This is a genomic window from Cupriavidus oxalaticus (assembly GCF_016894385.1).
Lineage (GTDB): Bacteria > Pseudomonadota > Gammaproteobacteria > Burkholderiales > Burkholderiaceae > Cupriavidus > Cupriavidus oxalaticus.
This window is the reverse complement of sequence record NZ_CP069811.1, coordinates 2,587,174-2,607,173: the sequence shown is the minus strand read 5'-3', so window position 1 is coordinate 2,607,173 and position 20,000 is coordinate 2,587,174. Positions and strand designations below refer to the sequence as shown.

General features: G+C 64.5%; 15 protein-coding genes and 2 pseudogenes. 12 read left to right on the top strand and 5 right to left on the bottom strand.

Annotated elements, in window-relative coordinates; translation table 11 throughout:
• Nucleotides 1-85 precede the first annotated feature (85 nt).
• Both JTE92_RS11390 and nhaA read right to left on the bottom strand, forming a co-directional pair.
• Nucleotides 86-643, bottom strand: a complete 558-nt coding sequence (locus tag JTE92_RS11390; RefSeq protein WP_371136911.1) for a DUF2062 domain-containing protein — start codon at nucleotides 641-643, stop codon at nucleotides 86-88.
• Nucleotide 644: 1 nt separating this feature from the next.
• Nucleotides 645-2,045 (bottom strand): Na+/H+ antiporter NhaA, encoded by a 1,401-nt coding sequence (gene nhaA / locus JTE92_RS11385; protein WP_063237474.1) that lies wholly within the window; start codon nucleotides 2,043-2,045, stop codon nucleotides 645-647.
• A 478-nt stretch (nucleotides 2,046-2,523) separates the two neighbouring features.
• On the opposite strand from nhaA, the gene JTE92_RS11380 reads away from it, so the two are divergent.
• Nucleotides 2,524-3,282, top strand: a complete 759-nt coding sequence (locus JTE92_RS11380; RefSeq protein ID WP_063237473.1) for a slipin family protein — start codon at nucleotides 2,524-2,526, stop codon at nucleotides 3,280-3,282.
• 107 nt (nucleotides 3,283-3,389) lie between these two features.
• Here JTE92_RS11380 and JTE92_RS11375 read toward each other — a convergent pair whose 3' ends face one another.
• Nucleotides 3,390-3,830 (bottom strand): universal stress protein, encoded by a 441-nt coding sequence (locus JTE92_RS11375; protein WP_063237472.1) that lies wholly within the window; start codon nucleotides 3,828-3,830, stop codon nucleotides 3,390-3,392.
• Between the two features lie 648 nt (nucleotides 3,831-4,478).
• On the opposite strand from JTE92_RS11375, the gene kdpF reads away from it, so the two are divergent.
• The 9 genes and pseudogenes from kdpF (at nucleotide 4,479) to JTE92_RS30405 (ending at nucleotide 14,746) form a co-directional block, all read left to right on the top strand.
• Nucleotides 4,479-4,568, top strand: coding sequence for a K(+)-transporting ATPase subunit F (gene kdpF, locus JTE92_RS11370; protein ID WP_063237471.1), 90 nt, complete (start codon nucleotides 4,479-4,481; stop codon nucleotides 4,566-4,568).
• A complete protein-coding gene (gene kdpA / locus JTE92_RS11365) occupies nucleotides 4,568-6,388 on the top strand; it encodes a potassium-transporting ATPase subunit KdpA (protein WP_063237470.1) in 1,821 nt (606 codons plus the stop codon). The genes kdpF and kdpA overlap by 1 nt, the downstream gene beginning before the upstream one ends.
• Before the next feature lie 102 nt (nucleotides 6,389-6,490).
• Nucleotides 6,491-8,734, top strand: coding sequence for a potassium-transporting ATPase subunit KdpB (gene kdpB, locus JTE92_RS11360; RefSeq protein WP_116386897.1), 2,244 nt, complete (start codon nucleotides 6,491-6,493; stop codon nucleotides 8,732-8,734).
• Between the two features lie 17 nt (nucleotides 8,735-8,751).
• Complete coding sequence (kdpC, locus tag JTE92_RS11355; protein WP_084254460.1) at nucleotides 8,752-9,390, top strand: potassium-transporting ATPase subunit KdpC; 639 nt, start codon at nucleotides 8,752-8,754, stop codon at nucleotides 9,388-9,390.
• A gap of 61 nt (nucleotides 9,391-9,451) precedes the next feature.
• Complete coding sequence (locus JTE92_RS11350; protein WP_063237467.1) at nucleotides 9,452-12,307, top strand: DUF4118 domain-containing protein; 2,856 nt, start codon at nucleotides 9,452-9,454, stop codon at nucleotides 12,305-12,307.
• Nucleotides 12,308-12,337: 30 nt separating this feature from the next.
• Complete coding sequence (kdpE, locus tag JTE92_RS11345) at nucleotides 12,338-13,033, top strand: two-component system response regulator KdpE (RefSeq protein WP_063237466.1); 696 nt, start codon at nucleotides 12,338-12,340, stop codon at nucleotides 13,031-13,033.
• 221 nt (nucleotides 13,034-13,254) lie between these two features.
• Nucleotides 13,255-13,952, top strand: a pseudogene (locus tag JTE92_RS11340) (TorF family putative porin).
• A complete protein-coding gene (locus tag JTE92_RS30630) occupies nucleotides 13,949-14,188 on the top strand; it encodes a dihydrodipicolinate synthase family protein (RefSeq protein WP_253072982.1) in 240 nt (79 codons plus the stop codon). Before JTE92_RS11340 ends, JTE92_RS30630 begins: the two are co-directional and overlap by 4 nt.
• Nucleotides 14,124-14,746 (top strand): annotated as a pseudogene (locus JTE92_RS30405) (dihydrodipicolinate synthase family protein). The gene JTE92_RS30630 and the pseudogene JTE92_RS30405 overlap by 65 nt, the downstream one beginning before the upstream one ends.
• 637 nt (nucleotides 14,747-15,383) lie before the next feature.
• On the opposite strand, the gene JTE92_RS11330 reads toward JTE92_RS30405, so the two are convergent.
• Entirely contained in the window at nucleotides 15,384-15,551 is a 168-nt protein-coding gene (locus tag JTE92_RS11330) for a hypothetical protein (protein ID WP_157096910.1), read from the bottom strand.
• Between the two features lie 200 nt (nucleotides 15,552-15,751).
• On the opposite strand from JTE92_RS11330, the gene JTE92_RS11325 reads away from it, so the two are divergent.
• Together JTE92_RS11325 and JTE92_RS11320 are read left to right on the top strand one after the other, a co-directional pair.
• Nucleotides 15,752-16,759 (top strand): SDR family oxidoreductase, encoded by a 1,008-nt coding sequence (locus tag JTE92_RS11325; protein WP_063237465.1) that lies wholly within the window; start codon nucleotides 15,752-15,754, stop codon nucleotides 16,757-16,759.
• Between the two features lie 231 nt (nucleotides 16,760-16,990).
• Nucleotides 16,991-18,955: a hybrid sensor histidine kinase/response regulator gene (locus JTE92_RS11320; RefSeq protein WP_063237464.1), complete on the top strand. Its 1,965-nt coding sequence runs from the start codon at nucleotides 16,991-16,993 to the stop codon at nucleotides 18,953-18,955.
• Here JTE92_RS11320 and JTE92_RS11315 read toward each other — a convergent pair.
• Nucleotides 18,940-19,992 carry a sigma-54 interaction domain-containing protein gene (locus tag JTE92_RS11315; protein WP_063237463.1) on the bottom strand — a complete coding sequence of 351 codons (1,053 nt, stop codon included), beginning with the start codon at nucleotides 19,990-19,992 and terminating at the stop codon, nucleotides 18,940-18,942. The genes JTE92_RS11320 and JTE92_RS11315 overlap by 16 nt on opposite strands.
• Nucleotides 19,993-20,000: the final 8 nt, after the last annotated feature.

Below are 20,000 nucleotides of genomic sequence, written 5' to 3'. Positions count from 1 at the left end.
CGACCAGGCCAACTTTGGCAGGCGTACGCCTGCTTCGCAGAAGAGCACTTGGGATCGCTGGCGTCGCACGCAGGAGAAACCACTGTCAATTGCGCCGGCGATGCCGTTTCCATAGCACGGACATCCTCCATGCCGCCGAGACCAGGAAGTAGGTCGTGACCCCGACCACGATCGCCATGATCGCCAGCCCGAGCAGCAGGGGCTTGCCGACGCCCAAGAGTCGCCGAGACACCATACGCCAACAGCTCTCGTCCGCCGGCTCGTCCTGTGCGGCGGCACCTGGTCCTGGTGCCGGCGGAGCATCGACCGATTCCCCAAGAATCGCGCTGCCCACGCGCCAGGCGGCATAGTAGATCGGTCCGAAGGTCAGCGGATTGGTCACCAAGGTGCTGGCTACCGCGGCGGGCACGTTGGCGCGCAGCGCCACCGCAGCGGCCGCGCTCAGTGGTATCTGGGCCAGCGGGATCAGCAGGCCGAAGAAGAATCCGAGCGCCATGCCCAGCGCCAGTCCTCGCCGGCTTATGTGCCACAGCCGCCGGTGGTGCAGCGCTGGACCGAGCCAACGCAGCCATCGGTTGCTCCGTATGGCCTCGGCGCTGGGCAGCCATTCGCGCAGCGCCAGAGTTAATCGGCATTTGCGCAATTCAATCTGAGGCCGTAGCAGCAGACTCGCCGGCACGTCCCTCGGCCGCAGGTTTCAGGCGCCTTGCATAGATAAAACCCCAGCACAGCCCAATGACCGCGGCCGTCGCTGATGCCAGGAGCACCCCAAGCTTGGCGACACCAAGGAGGTTGGCCTCCTCAAAGGCAAGCGTCGCGATAAAAATAGACATCGTGAAACCAATGCCGGCCAGCAGGCCAACCAACCATACGCCACGCCACGTCACGCCGGGCGGCAGCTGGCACCAGCCTAACCGCACTGCCAGCCAGCTGACCGACACAATGCCGAGAGGCTTGCCTACGACCAGCGCCATGACGACGCCCAACATCACGCCTTGCGATCCACCCGTAGTCAGATCGACGCCATCAATGCTTACCCCCGCATTTGCCAGGGCAAAGAGCGGCATGACGAGGTAGGCAACCCAGGGATGAAGTGCCATCTGCACGCGCGTCACCGGCGGCAGCAGTTCCCGCTGCGCCTGACGGAGTTGCTTAAGCGGTGCCACGAGGCGCTCCGGCTCGGGGGTCGGGGCAGTTGCGCGCGCGCGAAGATCGTCGAGCGCATGCATGGCTATGTCCAGCGGCCGCTCTCTTGTGCGACCAGGCAATACTGGCGTCATCATGCCCAGCACGACGCCGGCAAGCGTCGGGTGGGCCCCGGTCTTCAGCATTCCCAGCCACAGAATGGCGCCAGGGATGACGTACGCATAGGCGGTCCCCACGCCGATCCATTGCAGCCCCAGGACCATCAGAATGCCTGCGCCGGCAATGAGAAGTCCCTCATAGCTCAGCCCGCCTGAGAAGGCCACCGCGATGATCAGGACAGCGACAATGTCGTCGATAATCGCCAGCGCGAGCAGAAACACACGAACACTGCCAGGGATGGACTTGCCCAGCAGCGCGAGCACGCCGACCGCGAACGCGATATCGGTGGCTGTCGGCACCGCCCAGCCCTGGCGCTGGGGCATCTCCGCGTTCATCGCGAGGTAGAGCAACGCGGGAACCATCACGCCGCCAAGCGCCGCCGCCATTGGCAGGGCCGCAAGCCGCACGTTCGCGAGCGCTCCCTCATGGATCTCGCGCCGAATTTCCATCCCCACGACGAGAAAGAAAATCGTCATCAGGGCATCGTTGATCCAGAAATGCAGGGATTGTGACACCAGATAGCTGCCCACACCGAACGAGAGCGGCGTGTGCCACAGCGCGTGGTAGCTCTCGGCGGCTGGCGAATTCGCCCAGAGCAGCGCGATCCCTGCCGCGGCCAGCAGGACGATGCCGCTCACGGCTTCGATATGGAGAAAGTGCTCAAGCGCCGAGAAGGCCTTTTCAGCCAGGACCTGCGCGCGCGGCAACTGCTGTTGGGGTGGGGGGTGGTCCACGGTCATAGAGGATTCGCGTTGGCGGCCCGACCAACGCATTAACCTGTCTCACTGCGACGTGCAGTGCAGACACCCTGTCGGCGATTGTACATGAGAGATTCGTGAGGGTGAGACAAGTCTGAGCTTCGCCTATGGGCCGCGTTCCTGCGGTCAAGTACGACGGCAGCTGAAGCAACCTTGCTGCTTCTGAATGACGAAATCGACCTCTGGGCATTGGGCTGATATTTGGTCACCCAACTGCTAAACGCGCCGGGATTCGATAGCCTGTACAAAATGCATGCCAGGTTGCTTCTGAGCCCCGGGGCTACTGCCGCCCAGGGGATGATGGTCCGCCACCCTCGGATGTACCTTTGGCGCAGGCCGTCCACGTTCGAGCGTTGCCCATCCAGGCATGGTGTGTCGCTTCGCCTACACTGAAAGTGCCGCGATTTTGGCGTGTGTCGTGCCATTCGAGTTGGGAGTCAATCATCGAAGGAGCTTGGTCATGGATTCAGGGTTCGCGGCCGCCGGCGTCATCTTCCTGATCGCGCTGATTTTCATCTCCGCTTTCCGCGTCCTGCGCGAATATGAGCGCGGTGTCGTATTTATGTTGGGGCGTTTCTGGAAAGCCAAAGGACCGGGACTCGTGTTGGTCATTCCGGCGATTCAACAAATGGTGCGGGTAGACCTTCGTACGGTAGTGCTGGATGTGCCGGCGCAAGATCTGATGTCGCATGACAACGTCTCGGTCAAGGTCAATGCCGTGGTTTACTTTCGTGTGGTGGACCCCGAACGCGCCATCATCCAAATTGCGAACTTCCGCGAAGCCACCAGCCAGCTTGCGCAGACCACCCTCCGATCGATATTGGGCAAGCATGAACTTGATGAGATGCTGGCCGAGCGCGAGCGCCTCAATCTCGATCTCCAGGCAGTGCTTGACCTTCAGACCGATGCCTGGGGCATCAAGGTCTCGAGCGTGGAGATCAAGCGTGTTGACCTCGATGAGTCCATGGTGCGTGCAATTGCCCGACAAGCCGAAGCAGAGCGCGAGCGGCGCGCGAAGGTGATTCACGCGGAAGGCGAACTGCAAGCGTCGCTTAAGCTGTTGGCGGCGGCGCAGATGCTCGCAAAAGAGCCAGCCGCGATGCAACTGCGGCTCATGCAGACCCTTACGCAGGTCGCGAGCGACCGGGAGTCCACCATTGTCTTCCCGCTTCCCATCGACATCAGCAACACTCTGCCTTCTGAAAGGGCCGCAGGGTAGTCATGACGGAGCATCCTTCGGACGGCCCGCATCCAAAGCATTTGAGCGATTCGCCATGACACTTCCCGGGCCCGCGTCCAGCGCAAGCGTGACGCCGTGGCCGCACCTCAGCTATGCTCGTCGTGTCTGGTCACCAGCAAGACCGGGACGGGGGAGGCGGCTAACACTCGCGCGGCAACCGAGCCGAGGATGGCTGACAGGAAGGCGCCCCGTCCGTGCGTGCCCATGACGACAACGTCGGCCTGGCACGCTCGGATCATGTCCACGATCCGTGGCGCCGGCTCACCGATGCACGGATGCTCCTTCACGGCGCAATGGGCCGCCTTCAGCAGCGGACGAATGGCATGGAAGGCGTCTTCAGCGGCCTCGTTTGCCCATTGGTCGATCTGCGTCTTTGAGAAAAATGCCTGCGGCCTGCCGCTGATTTCGGGAAACGCATGCACCAGGTGCACTTCCAGCGGACGTTCGAAGAGACCGGGAGAGACCAGCCTTCTCGCCGCGGCGATGCTGTAAGGCGAGCCGTCACTCGGTAGCACGACAATGGTCATCCCTGCCTCCCTTGAAGCGATTCAAGCTCACGTTGGCCCGTCCGCAAGTCAAACGGTTGGTAGCAGCGACACCGCATGCCCCAATGCCCGTTCCTGGCCACCCCTTGGTCCGATGTTGCGAAGCATCAGGCTCCCCTTATGGGCAAGTCAAATTAACCTAGGTTGGGCTGCCGACAGCCCGAAGATTCTTCAGGCTGCACGGCCCATGAAACCAGCGTATGCGAGGTCGCGTTCACCGTAAGAATTCGTTAAAAGATAGTCGCAGAAAAGTATTTTATTAATCACTTCCGTTGTTGCTGCCCTTCTTGGCCGCACAGCAGAAAGATAAGCGGTCGAGGGGCGGCTGCAAAGCCGATATTGCTGCCCGGCTCAACTGAATGGGATTTCGCACACCATTCACCTGCACATCTCATTGTCTCTCGCGTCCGCGCCAGCCGATTTTTATGCGTTTTTTATACCTTTGTATCGCCTTTATATCCTTTTTTTATCGCCCCATCGCTAAGCTGCAAGCCGAAGAATCGCTTTGAGGTGTTTTGTCATGGATGGGATCTTTCTAATCGTTTTGATTGGCTTCGCTGTACTGAGCGCAGCCCTGTTAGGGCTATGCGTCATGCTCGCTAAGGACAATGCGTCCGACAGGGAGCAGTGATGGACTGGACTAACCTGCTGAGCGGCGCGCTGGCCGTCGCCATCTTCGTGTACCTCCTTGTTGCGCTGTTCCGGCCGGAGAAATTCTGATGTCCTCGCAATTCGTGGGTCTGCTGATCCTGTATCTCGCCATCCTCCTGGCGTGTGCACCATTCCTTGGGCGCTACCTGCGGCGCGCTGTGGAGGACAACGGCTACGTATTGACCGCGTGGGGCCGTCCGCTGGAGCGGTTGCTGTATCGCCTGGGCGGCGTGCGAGCCGAAGCCGAGATGGGGTGGCAGCAGTACACCGTCGCAGTGATCGCTTTCAACCTGCTTGGTGTGGTCGCGGTCTACGCGCTGCAGCGCCTGCAGGGCCTGTTGCCGCTCAATCCGCAAGGCTTTGGAGCCGTTTCGCCCGACTCGGCTTTCAATACGGCGATCAGCTTTGTGACCAATACCAACTGGCAAGGCTACGCCGGTGAATCGACCATGGGCTATCTGGTGCAGATGCTCGCGCTCACCGTGCAGAACTTCCTGTCCGCAGCGACCGGGATCGCGGTGGTGTTCGCGTTGATTCGCGGCTTCGCTCGGCAAAGCGCGACCACGATTGGCAACTTCTGGGTCGACATGACGCGGATCACTTTGTACGTGCTGGCGCCGATCGCCACGGTGATCGCGCTCGCGTTGGCCAGCCAGGGTGTGATCCAGAACTTCGACGCCTACAAGGACGTCAGCCTGGTCACGCCGGTCGAATACATCCAGCCCCAGGTCAATGCGGCCGGGCAGCCGGTGCTCGATGCCGAAGGCAAGCCGGTGACCGAGGCTGCAAAGACAGACAAGCAAACGCTTGCGATGGGCCCGGTGGCTTCGCAAGAGGCCATCAAGATGCTCGGCACCAACGGAGGCGGCTTTTTCAATGCCAACTCGGCGCATCCCTTCGAGAACCCGAATCCGCTGACCAACTTTATCGAGATGCTGGCGATCTTCCTGATCCCCGCTGCACTGTGCTTCACCTTCGGTGAGATGGTGGGGGACCGGCGCCAGGGGGTGGCGGTGCTGGCATCGATGACGGTGATCTTCATTGCCATGGCGTGCGTGGCGGCGCTTTCCGAGCAGATGGCCAATCCCGCACTGGCTGGCCTGCCGGTCGACCATACCACCTCGCTGCTGCAGGCGGGCGGCAATATGGAAAGCAAGGAAACACGCTTCGGCATCGCGGCCTCGGCCTTGTTCGCGACTATCACCACCGCGGCATCCTGCGGCGCGGTCAATGCCATGCATGACTCGTTCACCGCCATCGGCGGCCTGGTGCCGATGCTGCTGATGCAGCTGGGCGAGGTGGTGTTCGGCGGCGTCGGCTCAGGCCTGTACGGCATGCTCGTGTACGCGGTGCTGGCGGTGTTTATCGCCGGCCTGATGATCGGCCGCACGCCCGAGTATCTCGGCAAGAAGATCGAGACCTACGAAATGAAGATGACGGCGGTGGCGATCCTGGTCACGCCGCTGCTGGTGCTGCTTGGCACTTCGGTCGTGGTGATGGCTGAGGCGGGGCGTGCAGGGGTGTTCAATCCCGGCACACACGGGTTCTCGGAGATCCTGTACGGCTTGTCGTCGGCCGCCAACAACAACGGCAGCGCCTTTGCCGGCCTGTCCGCGAACACGCCGTTCTACAACACGCTGCTGGCTGCCGCGATGTGGCTCGGTCGCTTCTGGATCATCATCCCGGTGCTTGCGCTGGCGGGTTCACTGGCGGCCAAGAAGCGCGTTCCGGCGAGCGGCGGCACGATGCCGACGCACGGCCCCCTCTTCGTGGTGCTGCTGGTGGGTACGGTGCTGCTGGTGGGAGCACTAACCTATGTCCCCGCACTCGCGCTGGGGCCGATCGCTGAGCAGCTCCAGGGCGTCGCGACGGCCATCGCGGGCAAGTAAGGCGACCAACTGACCAAGAGATACCAGGCATTCCTGGGCGCCTGGCACCACTACAGCCGAACAGGCCAGGTGTCAGCGCTTTCAGGGGATTGCGGAGAGACCATGCAACGAGATTCAATGGCCCCTAAGGCCAAAGGCGAGAACAAGGCGCCGGAAGTTGGCGCTTCCAACCCTGTACAGGCGCAAGGTATGCCGGTCGCCGGCCAGCAGAGCGTTCCCCATCACCATCACCATCATCATCCCCATCGCCCGGCGGCGCGCAGCATGTTTGCGCCGGAATTGGTGAAACCGGCGCTCGTTGCTGCCTTCAGGAAACTGTCGCCGGTCGACCAGCTGCGCAACCCAGTGATGTTCGTGGTCTACGTCGGCAGCATCCTGACAACAATCCTCTTCCTGCGTGCGATGTTCGCGCCTGCGGCCACTGCCGGCAGCGAGAGCGCCGGCTTTATCCTGGCGGTATCGGTCTGGCTGTGGTTCACGGTGCTGTTCGCCAACTTTGCCGAGGCTCTCGCCGAAGGCCGCAGCAAGCAGCAGGCCGAGGCGCTGCGCGGTCTGAAGACCACGGTGACCGCCCGCGTGCTGAAGGACGGCAAGCGTGGCGGCGCCACTGAGGCGCGGGCTGCCACCGCGCTGCGGCGCGGTGACGTGGTGCTGGTGGAAGCCGGCGACATGATTCCGGGAGATGGCGAGGTCATCGACGGCGTGGCTTCGGTCGACGAGAGTGCCATCACCGGCGAATCGGCACCGGTGATCCGCGAGTCCGGCGGCGATTTCTCATCGGTGACTGGCGGCACGCGCGTCCTGTCCGACTGGATCGTGGTGCGCATCACCACCAATCCGGGCGAGAGCTTCATCGACCGCATGATCACCATGGTGGAAGGGGCCAAGCGCCAGAAGACGCCCAACGAACTGGCCCTGACCATCCTGCTGGTCGGCCTGACGCTGGTGCTGCTGCTGGCCACCGCCACGCTGCAACCGTTCTCGCTCTACGCCGTGCTGGTCACGAAGGCTGGCATACCCGTGACCGTAACCGTTCTGGTGGCGCTGCTGGTCTGCCTGATTCCGACGACCATCGGTGGCCTGCTGTCGGCCATTGGTGTGGCAGGCATGAGCCGGATGATGGAAGCGAACGTAATCGCGACCTCGGGTCGCGCGGTCGAGGCCGCGGGTGATGTGGACGTGCTGCTGCTCGACAAGACCGGCACCATTACTCATGGTAACCGCCAGGCCTCGCGTTTCATCCCGGCGCCGGGCGTGTCGCTGTTGCAGCTCGCCGAAGCGGCGTGGCTGTCCTCGCTGGCTGACGAAACGCCGGAAGGTCGCAGCATCGTGACGCTGGCACGCCAGCAACCGGGGCTCGTCGCGCCGCAGATCAGCTCGCTGGCGCCTCTGTTCGTACCATTCAGCGCCCAGACCCGCATGAGTGGCGTGGACCTCACGGACGAAAAAGTTGGCCGCCAGGTGCGCAAGGGCGCGGCCGATGCGGTGCGTCGCTACGTGACCGGGCGTGCCGGAAAGTTTCCGGATGCCGTGACGCAGGCCGTGGAAGAAGTGGCGCGCGCCGGCAGCACACCCCTGGTGGTGGCTGACGCCAGCGGCGCGTCGGTGCGCGTGCTTGGCGTCATCGAGTTGAAGGACATTGTCAAGACTGGCATCCGCGAACGCTTTGGCGAACTGCGCAAGATGGGCATCAAGACGGTCATGATCACCGGCGACAACCGCCTGACCGCAGCATCGATTGCCGCCGAGGCGGGCGTCGATGACTTTTTGGCCGAGGCCACGCCGGAGGCCAAGCTCAAGCTGATCCGGCAGTACCAGGCGGAAGGGCGGCTGGTAGCAATGACCGGTGACGGCACCAACGACGCCCCGGCGCTGGCGCAGGCCGATGTCGCCGTGGCCATGAACAGCGGTACGCAGGCCGCCAAGGAGGCCGGCAATATGGTCGACCTGGACAGCAATCCGACCAAGCTGATCGAGATCGTCGAAATCGGCAAGCAGATGCTGATGACGCGCGGGTCATTGACGACCTTCAGCGTGGCCAATGATATCGCCAAGTACTTCGCGATCATCCCGGCGGCGTTTGCCACCACGTATCCGCAGCTCGACCTCCTCAATGTCATGGGCCTGGCGACGCCGGCCTCGGCCATCATGTCGGCAGTGATCTTTAATGCACTGATTATCGTCGTATTGATCCCCCTGGCCCTCAAGGGCGTCGTCTACCGACCGCTCGGTGCGGCCGTGCTGCTGCGCCGCAACCTGCTGATCTACGGACTCGGTGGCATCCTGGTGCCGTTCGCCGGGATCAAGCTGATCGACATGGCCCTTGCCCTGTTCGGCTGGGTCTGAATTCCCTCGGAGCTTTCATGAATACCGACGCGTACTCTCAACAGCCATCCTCGCAGCCACTCTCCGCGCCGCTGCAGGCGGGTCTGGTCCGGCCGATGGTGGTATTGTTTGTCGCCTTGTCGCTGATGACGGGCCTGCTCTACCCGGGCGTGATCACCGGCATCGCGAAGGCCGTGTTCCCGCACCAGGCCGGCGGCTCGCTGCTCGAGAAGGATGGCAAGACCATGGGATCCGAACTGATTGGTCAGCCGTTCTCTGATCCCAAATACTTCTGGGGCCGATTGTCCGCGACGACGCCGATGCCATATAACGCCTCGGCGTCGTCGGGATCCAATCTGGGCCCGAGCAATCCGTCGCTGGCCGACGCGGCTCGCGCCCGCATCGAAGCGCTGCATGCTGCGGATCCCGGCAACCACGCGCCGGTGCCCGTTGACCTGGTCACATCCTCGGCCAGCGGGCTGGATCCGCAGATCAGCCCGGCAGCCGCCGAATACCAGGCAGCGCGCGTCGCACGGGTCCGGGGCTTCGCGCTGGAGCAGGTCAGGGCGCTGATTGCCGCGCATACTGAAAAGCCACTATTGCCAGTGCTGGGCGATCCGGGCGTCAATGTGCTGAAGCTGAATCTTGCGCTGGACAGTGTTGCACCACAGCGATGACGCGGTGACCATATAAGGGATCGAACAGTGCGGCGTTTGCCAGGATTGGGGTGGCTCGTTTATGTCTGATGCCCAATTTCGTGAAGCCGGCGCTCGCCCCGACCCCGACGCGTTGCTCCAGATCGTGCAGGCCGAGGGGGAGCGGGCAGCACGCGGCAAGCTCAGGGTTTACTTTGGCGCATCGGCCGGGGTGGGCAAGACCTTTGCCATGCTGACGGCAGCGCGCGCAGCGGCGCAGCAGGGCACGGATGTCGTTATCGGCATCGTGGAGACCCACGGCCGTGCCGAGACTGAAGCGCTGATCGCCGGTATCGAACGGCTGCCGATGAGGGACGTGCCGTATCGTGAGCGGGTACTCAAAGAGTTTGACCTGGATGCTGCGCTGGCCCGTCAGCCTGCGCTGATACTGATGGACGAACTGGCCCACTCGAACGCGCCGGGCAGCCGCCATCCCAAGCGCTGGCAGGATATCCAGGAATTGCAAGCGGCCGGCATCGATGTCTGGACCACTGTCAACGTGCAGCATCTCGACAGCCTGAATGAAGCGGTGGGAGGCATCACTGGCATCCGCGTCTGGGAGACAGTGCCAGACATAGTTTTCGATAGCGCGGACGAAGTCGTGCTGGTTGACCTGCCAGCCGACGAACTGCTGCGCCGGTTGAAGGAAGGCAAGGTTTACCTGCCGGAACAGGCCCGGCATGCGGCACGCAACTTCTTCCGCAAAGGCAACCTGATTGCCCTGCGCGAGTTGGCGCTGCGTCGTACCGCGGATCGCGTTGACGACGATGTGCGGGCCTGGCGGCAGGCAGAAGCCGTGCAAGCGGTCTGGCGCACGCGCGAAGCGGTGCTGGCCTGCATCGGCAGCGGCGACGATGCCGAGCAGGTGGTCAAGAGTGCACGACGTCTGGCGGGGCAACTGGATTGTGACTGGCATGTGGTAACGATCGCCACGCCGCGGCTGGCGCCGCCGTCCACTGCAGGAAAAGCTCGCCTGCAAGCGGCCATGCGTCTAGCCGAGGAACTTGGCGCACGTACAGAGACCCTGGCAGGCAACGATATGGTGCAGGCCGTGGTGGGCTACGTGCGCCGCCACAACCTCACCAAGGTTGTGATTGGCCGGGCCCCGGCGGACTGGCGCCGTGGCGGCACCTCGCTGACGGAGCGAGCGCGTTCGTTGCTCGCCCTGGCACTGTCGCCCTTTGTTGACGCGCCGGCCTGGCTGTTCGGCCGACGCAGCTTTGCTGATGCGCTGGCGCTCGGCTGTCCGGAAATCGACATTATCCGTGTAGCGGCTGACACCACGCGCGCCGACATTCGCCAGCGCCACGGTGCCGAAGAACCCGAATCGAGCGAAGCAGAGGATGGCGCGAAGCGTAAGGACTACGCCTGGGCGGTGGTCTGGTGCGGCGGTGCCGTGCTGCTGTCGGCACTGGCGTTTCGGTGGTTCGACGTCGTCAACATCGCCATGTTGTTCCTGGCAGCAGTGGTCGGGGTCGCGCTACGTCATGGCCGCGGGCCCGCTGCGCTCGCCTCCATCCTCGCCGTGGCCGCCTTTGACTTTTTCTTTGTGCCGCCGCGGTTGTCGTTTGCTGTCAGCGACGTGCAGTACCTGCTGACCTTTTTGGTGCTGCTCTCCGTCGGACTGGTCATTGGACAACTGACGGCCGGCTTGCGCGAGCAGGCAAGCCTGGCCGTGCAGAGGGAGGAAGACGCGCGTACGCTGTACGAGCTGGCGCGCGAGTTATCCGCCGCACTGATGCCCGACCAGATAGTTTCGATTGGCAGTCGCTTTCTGCGCGCGGCGTTCGATGCCAACTCAGCCTTTTTTCTTGTGTCGCCGGAGGGACGGCTGCTGCCCCCTGTGGCGGACGCAGGTCAGCAAGACACGACGGTGCGCACAGATTCCATCGACCGCGTACTGGCTGAATGGGTCTTCGTGCACGGCCAGCCCGCCGGTACCGGCACTCATACGTTGCCTGGCAGCACCGTGCTGTACCTGCCGCTGAAGGCGCCCATGCAGACCCGGGGCGTGCTGGCGGTCGAACCTGCGGCGTCGCGCGCGTTTGCGCAGCCCGCGCTGCGGCGGCAGGTCGATGCATTTTGCACGCTGATTGCCATCGCCATCGAGCGGCTGCACTATGTCGAAGTCGCACAGGAGGCGCTGCTGTCGATGGAGTCCGAGCGTCTGCGCAGTTCGCTGCTGGCCGCTGTGTCTCATGACCTGCGCACACCCCTGACCAGCCTGATTGGCATGGCCGAGACTATGCAGCGCAGCGTTCCTCCGCTGGTGCCAACGCTGGATCAAACCGTATCCGCAATGCTCGAGCAGGCGAAGCGGATGCGGACGATGGTGGTCAATTTGCTGGACATGGCGAGGCTGCAGAGTTGCGATGTCCGCACCAACAAGGAGTGGCAGTCGGTGGAGGAACTGGTCGGCGCCAGCCTTGCATCGATGCGCGACGCGCTGGCGCGCCATCGCGTCGTCGTGGCAGATCTGTCGACCGTCCCATTAGTCGAATGCGACGCTGTCTTGATCGACCGCGTGCTATGCAACCTGTTGGAGAACGCCGCAAAATACACACCGGTGGGCACTGAAATCCGGATTTCAGCCGCAGTTGTCCAGCACGAGATCCGCATCTCCGTCGAAGATGACGGGCCGGGCGTGCCCAAGGGCAAGGAACGCCAGATATTCGAGAAGTTTACGCGCGGCGAGCGCGAGTCCGCCACGGCCGGAGTCGGCCTGGGCCTGGCTGTTTGCGAGGCGATCATGCAAGCGCATGGCGGCCGTATCTGGGTGGAGGCCGCCCAGCGGCCGGATCTACCGATGCGACCCGGCGGCCGGACGGGAGCGCGCTTTACCATCGCATTGCCTCGCGGAAATCCGCCAGCCGTCGAGCTTGACCCGACCGATGTCTGACAATTGCCGCACACCCGAGGAGAGGCATTGATGCCGTTCGATTTTTCCCCAACGATCCTCCTCGTCGAGGATGAGCCGCATATCCGGCGCTTTGTTCGCGCGACACTGGAATCTGAAGGCTGCGCAGTATGCGAGGCCGAAACGCTCAAGCGCGGATTGATTGAGGCAGGGACACGCCAGCCTGACCTTGTCATTCTCGACCTGGGACTGCCGGACGGCGATGGCGTGCAGTTGATCGGCGAGATGCGAACCTGGACCAATGTACCGATCCTGGTGCTGTCGGCTCGCAGTGGAGAGACCGACAAGGTCGGAGCGCTCGATGCCGGCGCGGACGACTATCTGACAAAGCCGTTTGGCGTCGCGGAGCTGATCGCGCGTCTGCGCGTCCTGCTTCGCCGCCATGCGAGGACCAATCCGCAAGGCTCCTACCAGATTACGTTTGGCGACGTTCACGTCGACCTGGCCAGCCGCTTGGTCACGCGTTCCGGACAAGCCGTACATCTGACACCGATTGAATATCGCCTGTTGGCGGTGTTGATTGCGAATCGTGGCAAGGTCATGACGCATCGGGAGTTGCTGCGCGAGGTGTGGGGACCCTCGCAGGCGGAAAGCAGTCAATACTTGCGCGTCTACATGGGACATCTGCGGCACAAGCTGGAAGCTGACCCGGCCCAGCCTGCTCATCTGCTGACCGAGGTCGGATTGGGTTACCGGTTTGCGGGATAGGACCGAAGCAAACGCGAATCTTTATGTGGATTGCACGCCGACGCTGCAGCTTTTGATACATTTTTTAGGCGTCAGGACATATCTTGGCGAGGCTCCCTCTCATAGGGTTCCTTTAATTTTCGCCAAACGAAAATGACTCTCCTGCGCCAGACTTCCGGTGCGCTGCTTGCTTGCTTGCTTGCGCCGTGCCTGCCCTTACCCTGTTTGCCGCCGTGCCCGCCATGGCGCAATCCCAGCCTGAAGCCGAAACGCCCACGCACACGTTTAGCGCGAACGTCTCCGTCGCCACCGACTACCGCTACCGCGGCTTGATGCAAACCAATCGCCGGCCCGCGATCCAGGGCGGCTTTGACTACAGCCATGCCAGCGGCTTCTACCTAGGCAACTGGAACTCGAACATCAGTTGGCTGGGCGACAGTAACGCGGAAGTGTCGGCTCCTATCGAAATGGATTTTTGTGGCGGCTACAAGGGCATGATTGGCACGGACTGGAGCTACGACATCGGGGTGCTGCAGTACTTCTACCCCGGCGACTACCCGGCAGGCTCACGCGGCCCTATACCTCTGACGTCTACGCCGGGCTGGGCTACGGCCCGATGACGCTGAAGTACTCCTATGCGCCGACCAACCTGTTCGGATTCGCGGGCAGCAAGCATAGCTGGTACATCGACCTGTCGGCGAACCTGCCGCTGGATGTCTGGGGACTGACGCTGAATACGCATGTCGGCTATCAGAAAGTGCAGGTTGCCAACGCTTCGTATGTGGACTGGAAGATCGGCCTGACCAAGGGCCTGGGCAAAGGCTTCGCGCTGGCGGTGGCCTATATCGATACCAATGCCGACAAGGCCGTGTACACGAATGCGAAAGGCCGCTACATGGGGCGTGGCACCGCGTGGGCCTCGCTGTCGAAGACGTTTTGAGCGAACGTGCGCTTATTCTGGGCACGACGGGCGAGGGAAGCCTGCTTTCCACCCACGAGCGGCAAGTCTTCACGGCGGCAGTGCTCGAAGCCGTCCATGGAGAGCTGCCGGTGATGGCTGGCGTAGGTGCCGTCGATACGCGCGCGGTGTGCGCCCAGGTTGCCGAGCTGGATGCCTTTGAACTGGCCGGCTATCTGGTTGGTGCCGCCGCCGTACTACCTGAGGCCTTCCGATGAAGGTCTCATGTGGCATTTTGGCGAGGTGGCGCGCGCAACGGTCCGACCCTTGATGCTGTACGACGTGCCGAAGCGGACAGGCTGTTCGATGTCGCCGGCGCTGATCCGGTCTCTGTTGGCACATCCGCAGATCGTGGCGGTCAAGGAGTGCGACAGCGGCAATTTGCGGGCATTTTTCAACATCCGCATGTCACTGCGCTCTGCGGCGAGGATGCGGCCCTGCTGGATCACCTGCTGACTGGCGGGGCAGGCATTGTCGCCGCGCCCTCGCATATCCGTCCTGACTTGTTCTTGCGCCTGCTGCATCTGGCGCAGACGGGCCGATTGTGCGCCGCCCGCGCCTTGTTTGCGAGGCTTGCCCCGTTGATCTCGCTCCTGTTCGAAGAGCCGAATCCCGCTCCGGTAAAGGCGGCCTTGGCCCTATCTGGCGTGATTTCGCCGGAAACCAGACTGCCGTTGCAGCCGGCAAGCGCCGCGCTGGTCCAACGACTGGAAGAAGCCATGGCCCTTCTTCCGCCAGCTTCCATGGCATGGGATCCACATCTGGTGAAAGGCTAGCCACCTTCGTCCGGCTTCGCCGCAAGTAGGCCTTGGCTGGCCGGCAACCGGTCCCTTTTATGCGCTGTTTATGCCGTGAGCGGAGTTCTTTACACAACTTTTACGGTGGCATTTGTACATTGATAGTGGGCTTGGCCGCATGAGCTTCGCCACAACGCGGTCTCGAGCGTACGCCAAGTTTTGCGGAACTCTCCAGGAGCCGATCCTCCGAGGCGACCATGAAACCTCCTGTTCCACTCTTCTTCACCTGCACGACGTGCGGACACGTTCATTCCGAGACGCTGCAGGATTTGGTTTCGGGAAAACTGCCTCAGCCACTGACTTGTCCGGCTTGTCGCACTGAGTTGAACGTCGACTGGGACTGGATCAATGACCAGGCCCAGCAACTGGGACTCGTCTTCCCGGCGCGATAAGCTGTCCTCATCACCGGCCGCAGGCAATGCGAGGATGCCACGCCGCAAAATTTCATTACGAGCCGCAGCCGCCGCTCGGACGGCTTGGGAAGATTCCTGTGCCAGGGGACATGCGCGCTGTCGGGGTAACGTTAGCGATGTCGTTGGCGCCCTGGGTATGTCTTTGGCGGTTTGGGTGCGAGTTCGCTATACGCACTGCAGGAAGCCTTCAGCTCAACCATGGCTCACAAGATGCGCGTGGCCGTGACAGCGCGGTGGGGCCGAATCGCCGAGATCTCGATGCCTTCGAGCGACGCGTTCAGTTCGGCCAGCGTGAAGCCACGCTGGGCTACGAAGCGCACGATGCGTTCGGCATGCACCCCACGCAGCTCGGGCCGTGGCGGCTCATGCACGGCAGCGCGCCCCGGCCGGCATGTGGTTCTTACCGGACGTTGTAATTCTGCCGCGCGTCCGCACTAGCCCCCGCCCGCCCGCAGGCCGGCGCGCATAAGGAACGCAATTTGCGATGCTTCCTTATTTGCGGTGCTTTATCAGCGATGAACCATTGCCCGCCCGGCGCGATGCCGGGCTCATCCTGAGGAGGAAGCGGCAGATGAAACCAACCCTGAAGAAAATCGGCTCGCAGGTGGTCGTGCTGACCGGCGCCACCAGCGGCGTGGGCCTGGTCACCGCGCGCAAGGCCGCCGCGCGGGGTGCGCGGCTGGTGCTGGTGGCGCGCAGCGAGGATTCGCTGCACAAGCTGGCCGAAGAACTGCGCGAGCAGGGCGCCGAAGTCATCACTGTCACTGCCGATGTCGGCCGGCACGAAGACGTCGCCCGCGTCGCGCATGCCGCGATCGAGCGCTTCGGCGGCTTCGACACATGGATCAACAACGCCGGCGTGACGATCTTCGGCCGCCACGGCGACGTGCCGCTGGAAGACCAGCGGCGGCTGTTCGACACCAACTACTGGGGCACCGTCCATGGCTCGCTGGCGGCGGCCGCGCACCTGCGCGAACGCGGCGGCGCCATCATCAACATGGGCAGCGAGGCCTCCGACGGACCGCTGCCGCTGCAGAGCGCGTACGCGGCCTCGCAGCATGCGATCAAGGGCTTTACCGATTCGCTGCGGCTGGAACTGGAGCAGGAGCAGGTGCCGGTCAGCATCACGCTGATCAAGCCCGCCGGCCTGGAAACGCCGCTGGCCATGCATGCCAAGAACTTCCTCGACGTCGAGCCGCGCCTGCCGCCGCCGCTGTACGATCCGGCGCTGGCCGCCGATGCGATCCTGTTCGCCGCCGAGAACCCGCGCCGCGATCTCTTCGTCGGCGGCGCGGCCAAGGCCTTCTCCGCGGCGGCGTACCACACGCCGCATGCCTTTGACCGCTTCATGCGCCGCTTCATGGGCCGTGCCCAGCAGACCCGCCACCCGGCCGGCCCGCTCGAGGACAACACGCTGTACGGCAGCGGCAGCGGCCTGCAGGAGCGCAGCGGCACGCGGACCGCGCTGCAGTCGTGCCCCTATACGACCACGGCGCGGCATCCGCTGCTGGTCACCGCGCTGGTCGTTGGCGCGTCCGCCGCGTTGGCGGCGGTGGTGCAGATGCGCCGGGGACGCTAGCCCTCCGGCCCGTCCCCGCCTTACGGGCAACCGGCGCGCCGCGTGATGGGCGCTGCGGTCGCGGTCGGTGCCACGAACACCTATCATGGATCTGGATGCCCGCCGGTTGGTGGGCATTTAGCCGTGCCGCATGCGTACATTGCATGCCGGCCATGGTGGCATGCCGGGCGCCCGCATCTGTTCCTATTGAACGGCCTGCCATGTTCGTTCACTACCACATAGGGTTTGTCCATGTCGGAGCCGCAAGCGGCAAAAGGTGCCCGCGCGCCACATCTGGCAGAGGCGGGAGACGTCCTACCCGGGCAAGCCGGCGAGCCGGTCGTTGAGCAGGTCACCGAGCAATACCGGCGCCTGCTCGATGCAGTCGAGGACGTGGCGGTGTTCGAAACGGATGCAGCGGGCCTGATCGTGGCATGGCCCGACGCCGCGCGGCGCGTGTTCGGCCATCGCGCCGAAGACATCGCCGGCCGCCATTTCTCCTGCCTGCACCGCGCCGACGATGTCGCCGCCGGGTTGCCTCAGCAGTGGCAGCAGGCCGCTGCGCGGGCCGGCAGCGCGCGCGACCGGGGCTGGCGCGTGCGCCGGGACGGCAGCCAGTTGCAGGCCGCCTGTGTCATGCATGCGAGCGCCGGCGGGTTCGTGGTGGCTTGCCGCGATATCACCGTGCAGGAAGCCGCATCCGAGCACGCCAGCCTGGCGGAGTCGCGCCTGCAGCTGCTGGCCGACAACCTGCCCGGCACCGCGGTCTGCGAACTGGACCTGGATGGCACCATCCGCAGCTGGAACGTCGGCGCGCAGGCCGTGACCGGATACGCGGCGGCTGACGCGATCGGCAAGCCGCTGGCGCTGCTGTACGCCGGGCCGGATGCCGCGGCCGGACGCGACCGCGCGGCGCTCGAAGCCGCGCGCGCCTGCGGCCAGTGGGCCGGCGACGAGCGCCTGGCACGCCAGGATGGCGCGATCGTGCGCTGCCAGACCCGCATGGTGCTGGTGCGCGATGCCGCGGGGTGTCCGGCCGGGCTGATCTGGACCGCGCGCGACATCAGCGACGCACTGCGCCTGGAGCTGCTCGAGTCCGGCAACCGGCGCCTGCAATCCTTCCTTGCCATCCTCGGGCACGAACTGCGCAACCCGCTGGCGCCGGTGCGCAATGCGGTCGAGGTGATCGCGCTGACGCCGGACGCCGATGCGCGCATCCGGCATTGCGCCGCGATCATCGACCGGCAGCTGCGCCAGCTCGAGCGGCTGGTCAACGACCTGCTCGATGTCGGCCGCGTGACCGCGGGCAAGATGAAGATGGAGCTGACGCCGACGTCTTACAACGACGTGGTCAGCAACAGCCTGGAGGCGATCCGGCCGGTGCTCGATGCCGCCGGCCAGCAACTGGTGGCGGAGTTGCCCGCGGTTTCGCCGCACGTGCGCGCCGATGCCAACCGGCTGGGGCAGGTGCTGCTGAACCTGTTCAGCAACGCCACCAAGTACACCCCGCGCGGCGGCACCGTCAGCGTGCGGGTCCAGGTCGAGCCGGCGCGCGTGGTGACGATCGTCTCCGATACCGGCCGTGGCCTGGCGCCGGTGGCGCTGGACCGGATCTTCAACCTGTTCTCGCAGGAAGCGGAGGCTGGCAGCCGCAGCGGGCTCGGCGTCGGGCTGGCGCTGGCCAAGGCCGTGGTCGAAGCCCACGGCGGCGCGATCCAGGCCGACAGCGCCGGGCCGGGCCAGGGCAGCACCTTTACCGTGATCCTGCCGCGCGCCGCCGCGCCGCGCCGCGAAGCCGCCGCGCCGGCGCCGGCGCCAGGAACGCCGCCGCGGCGACGCGTGCTGGTGGTCGACGACAATGCCGATTCCGCCGACAGCATGGCCGAACTGCTGAACATGCTCGGCCACGAGGCGCGCGCGGCCCATGGCGGCCACGAGGCGCTGGCGCTGGCCGGCAGCTTCCGCCCGGACTGCGTGCTGCTGGATCTGGAGATGCCCGACATGTCGGGCTATGAAGTCCTGCTGGCGTTGCGCCAGACCTGCGCCGCGCAGGTGCGCTTCCTGGCGCTGACCGGGCGCGGCACCCCGGAGGACCAGCAGCGCAGCAAGCTGGCCGGCTTCCATGCGCACCTGACCAAGCCGCTGGCAATCGACGCGCTGTCGCGCGCGCTGGCCGATCCGGCCACCGGCGCGTCACCGCCTCAGAGCGACCGGTAAGCGTCCAGCCGGTTGTACAGTGTCTTCAGGCTGATGCCGAGGGCGCGCGCCGCCTGGCGCTTGTCGCCGTCGAAGCGCGCCAGCGTGGCCATGATGATCTCGCGCTGGGTATCGGCCAGCGTGGTGCCCACGCGCACGTTGACCACGCCGTCCACGGTGGTGGGCCGCGGCGGCTGCGTGGCCAGGTTGGGATTGCCGATCTCCACCACCTTGTCGGCGAGGATAAAGGCACGGTAGACCGCGTTCTTCAGCTCGCGCACGTTGCCTGGCCAGTCATAGCGCGCCAGCCGGTCGAGCGAAGCGGCCGAAAAGGCCTTGTCGCTGTGTTCCATCGCGTTGTATTCGGCGAGGAAGTGCCGCGCCAGCGGCACGATATCGTCCGGGCGCTCGCGCAGCGGCGGGATATGCAGCGGAAACACGGCCAGCCGGTACAGCAGGTCTTCGCGCAGCTGGCCGGTGCGCACGGCGTCGACCGGGTCGCGGTTGGTCGCGGCCAGGATGCGCACGTCGGTGACGATCAGCGTATCGCCGCCGACGCGGTGGAAGGTGCGGCTTTCCAGAACCCGCAACAATTTGATCTGCATCTCGAGCGGCATTTCGGTGACTTCGTCCAGGAACAGGGTGCCGCCCTGCGCCTGCTCGAAGTACCCCGCCTTCTGCTCGATCGCGCCGGTAAAACCGCCTTTCTCGTGCCCGAACAGTTCCGACTCGATCAGCGTCGGCTGGATCGCGCCGCAGTTGACGGCAATAAAGGGACCGTTGCGCCGCGCGCTGCGCTCATGCACGGCACGCGCCACCACTTCCTTGCCCGAGCCGCTTTCCCCCACCGCCAGCATGGTGACATCGGTCGGCGCCACCCGCTCCACCTGGGCCATCAGGCGCTGCATGGCCGGCGCGGTGCTTTCCCACAGCAGCGAGACCTGCGAGGGCACGGCGCGGCGCGGCGCGCCTTCCCCGCCCGCCGTGGAGAGAGTGGCCTGGCGGGTGGAGGCGGGGACGGCGGCGCTGCGCCGCGGAGGCGTGGTGGTCACTGGCACGATCGAAG

Bases quoted from the DNA above. Each gene is read 5' to 3' on its own strand.
- kdpE (WP_063237466.1), top strand. From the start codon at position 12,338: ATGCCGTTCGATTTTTCCCCAACGATCCTCCTCGTCGAGGATGAGCCG.
- JTE92_RS11320 (WP_063237464.1), top strand. From the start codon at position 16,991: ATGTCGGAGCCGCAAGCGGCAAAAGGTGCCCGCGCGCCACATCTGGCA.
- kdpF (WP_063237471.1), top strand. From the start codon at position 4,479: ATGGACTGGACTAACCTGCTGAGCGGCGCGCTGGCCGTCGCCATCTTC.
- JTE92_RS11350 (WP_063237467.1), top strand. From the start codon at position 9,452: ATGTCTGATGCCCAATTTCGTGAAGCCGGCGCTCGCCCCGACCCCGAC.
- nhaA (WP_063237474.1), bottom strand. From the start codon at position 2,045: ATGACCGTGGACCACCCCCCACCCCAACAGCAGTTGCCGCGCGCGCAG.
- kdpA (WP_063237470.1), top strand. From the start codon at position 4,568: ATGTCCTCGCAATTCGTGGGTCTGCTGATCCTGTATCTCGCCATCCTC.
- JTE92_RS11380 (WP_063237473.1), top strand. From the start codon at position 2,524: ATGGATTCAGGGTTCGCGGCCGCCGGCGTCATCTTCCTGATCGCGCTG.
- kdpB (WP_116386897.1), top strand. From the start codon at position 6,491: ATGCAACGAGATTCAATGGCCCCTAAGGCCAAAGGCGAGAACAAGGCG.
- JTE92_RS11325 (WP_063237465.1), top strand. From the start codon at position 15,752: ATGAAACCAACCCTGAAGAAAATCGGCTCGCAGGTGGTCGTGCTGACC.
- JTE92_RS11375 (WP_063237472.1), bottom strand. From the start codon at position 3,830: ATGACCATTGTCGTGCTACCGAGTGACGGCTCGCCTTACAGCATCGCC.
- kdpC (WP_084254460.1), top strand. From the start codon at position 8,752: ATGAATACCGACGCGTACTCTCAACAGCCATCCTCGCAGCCACTCTCC.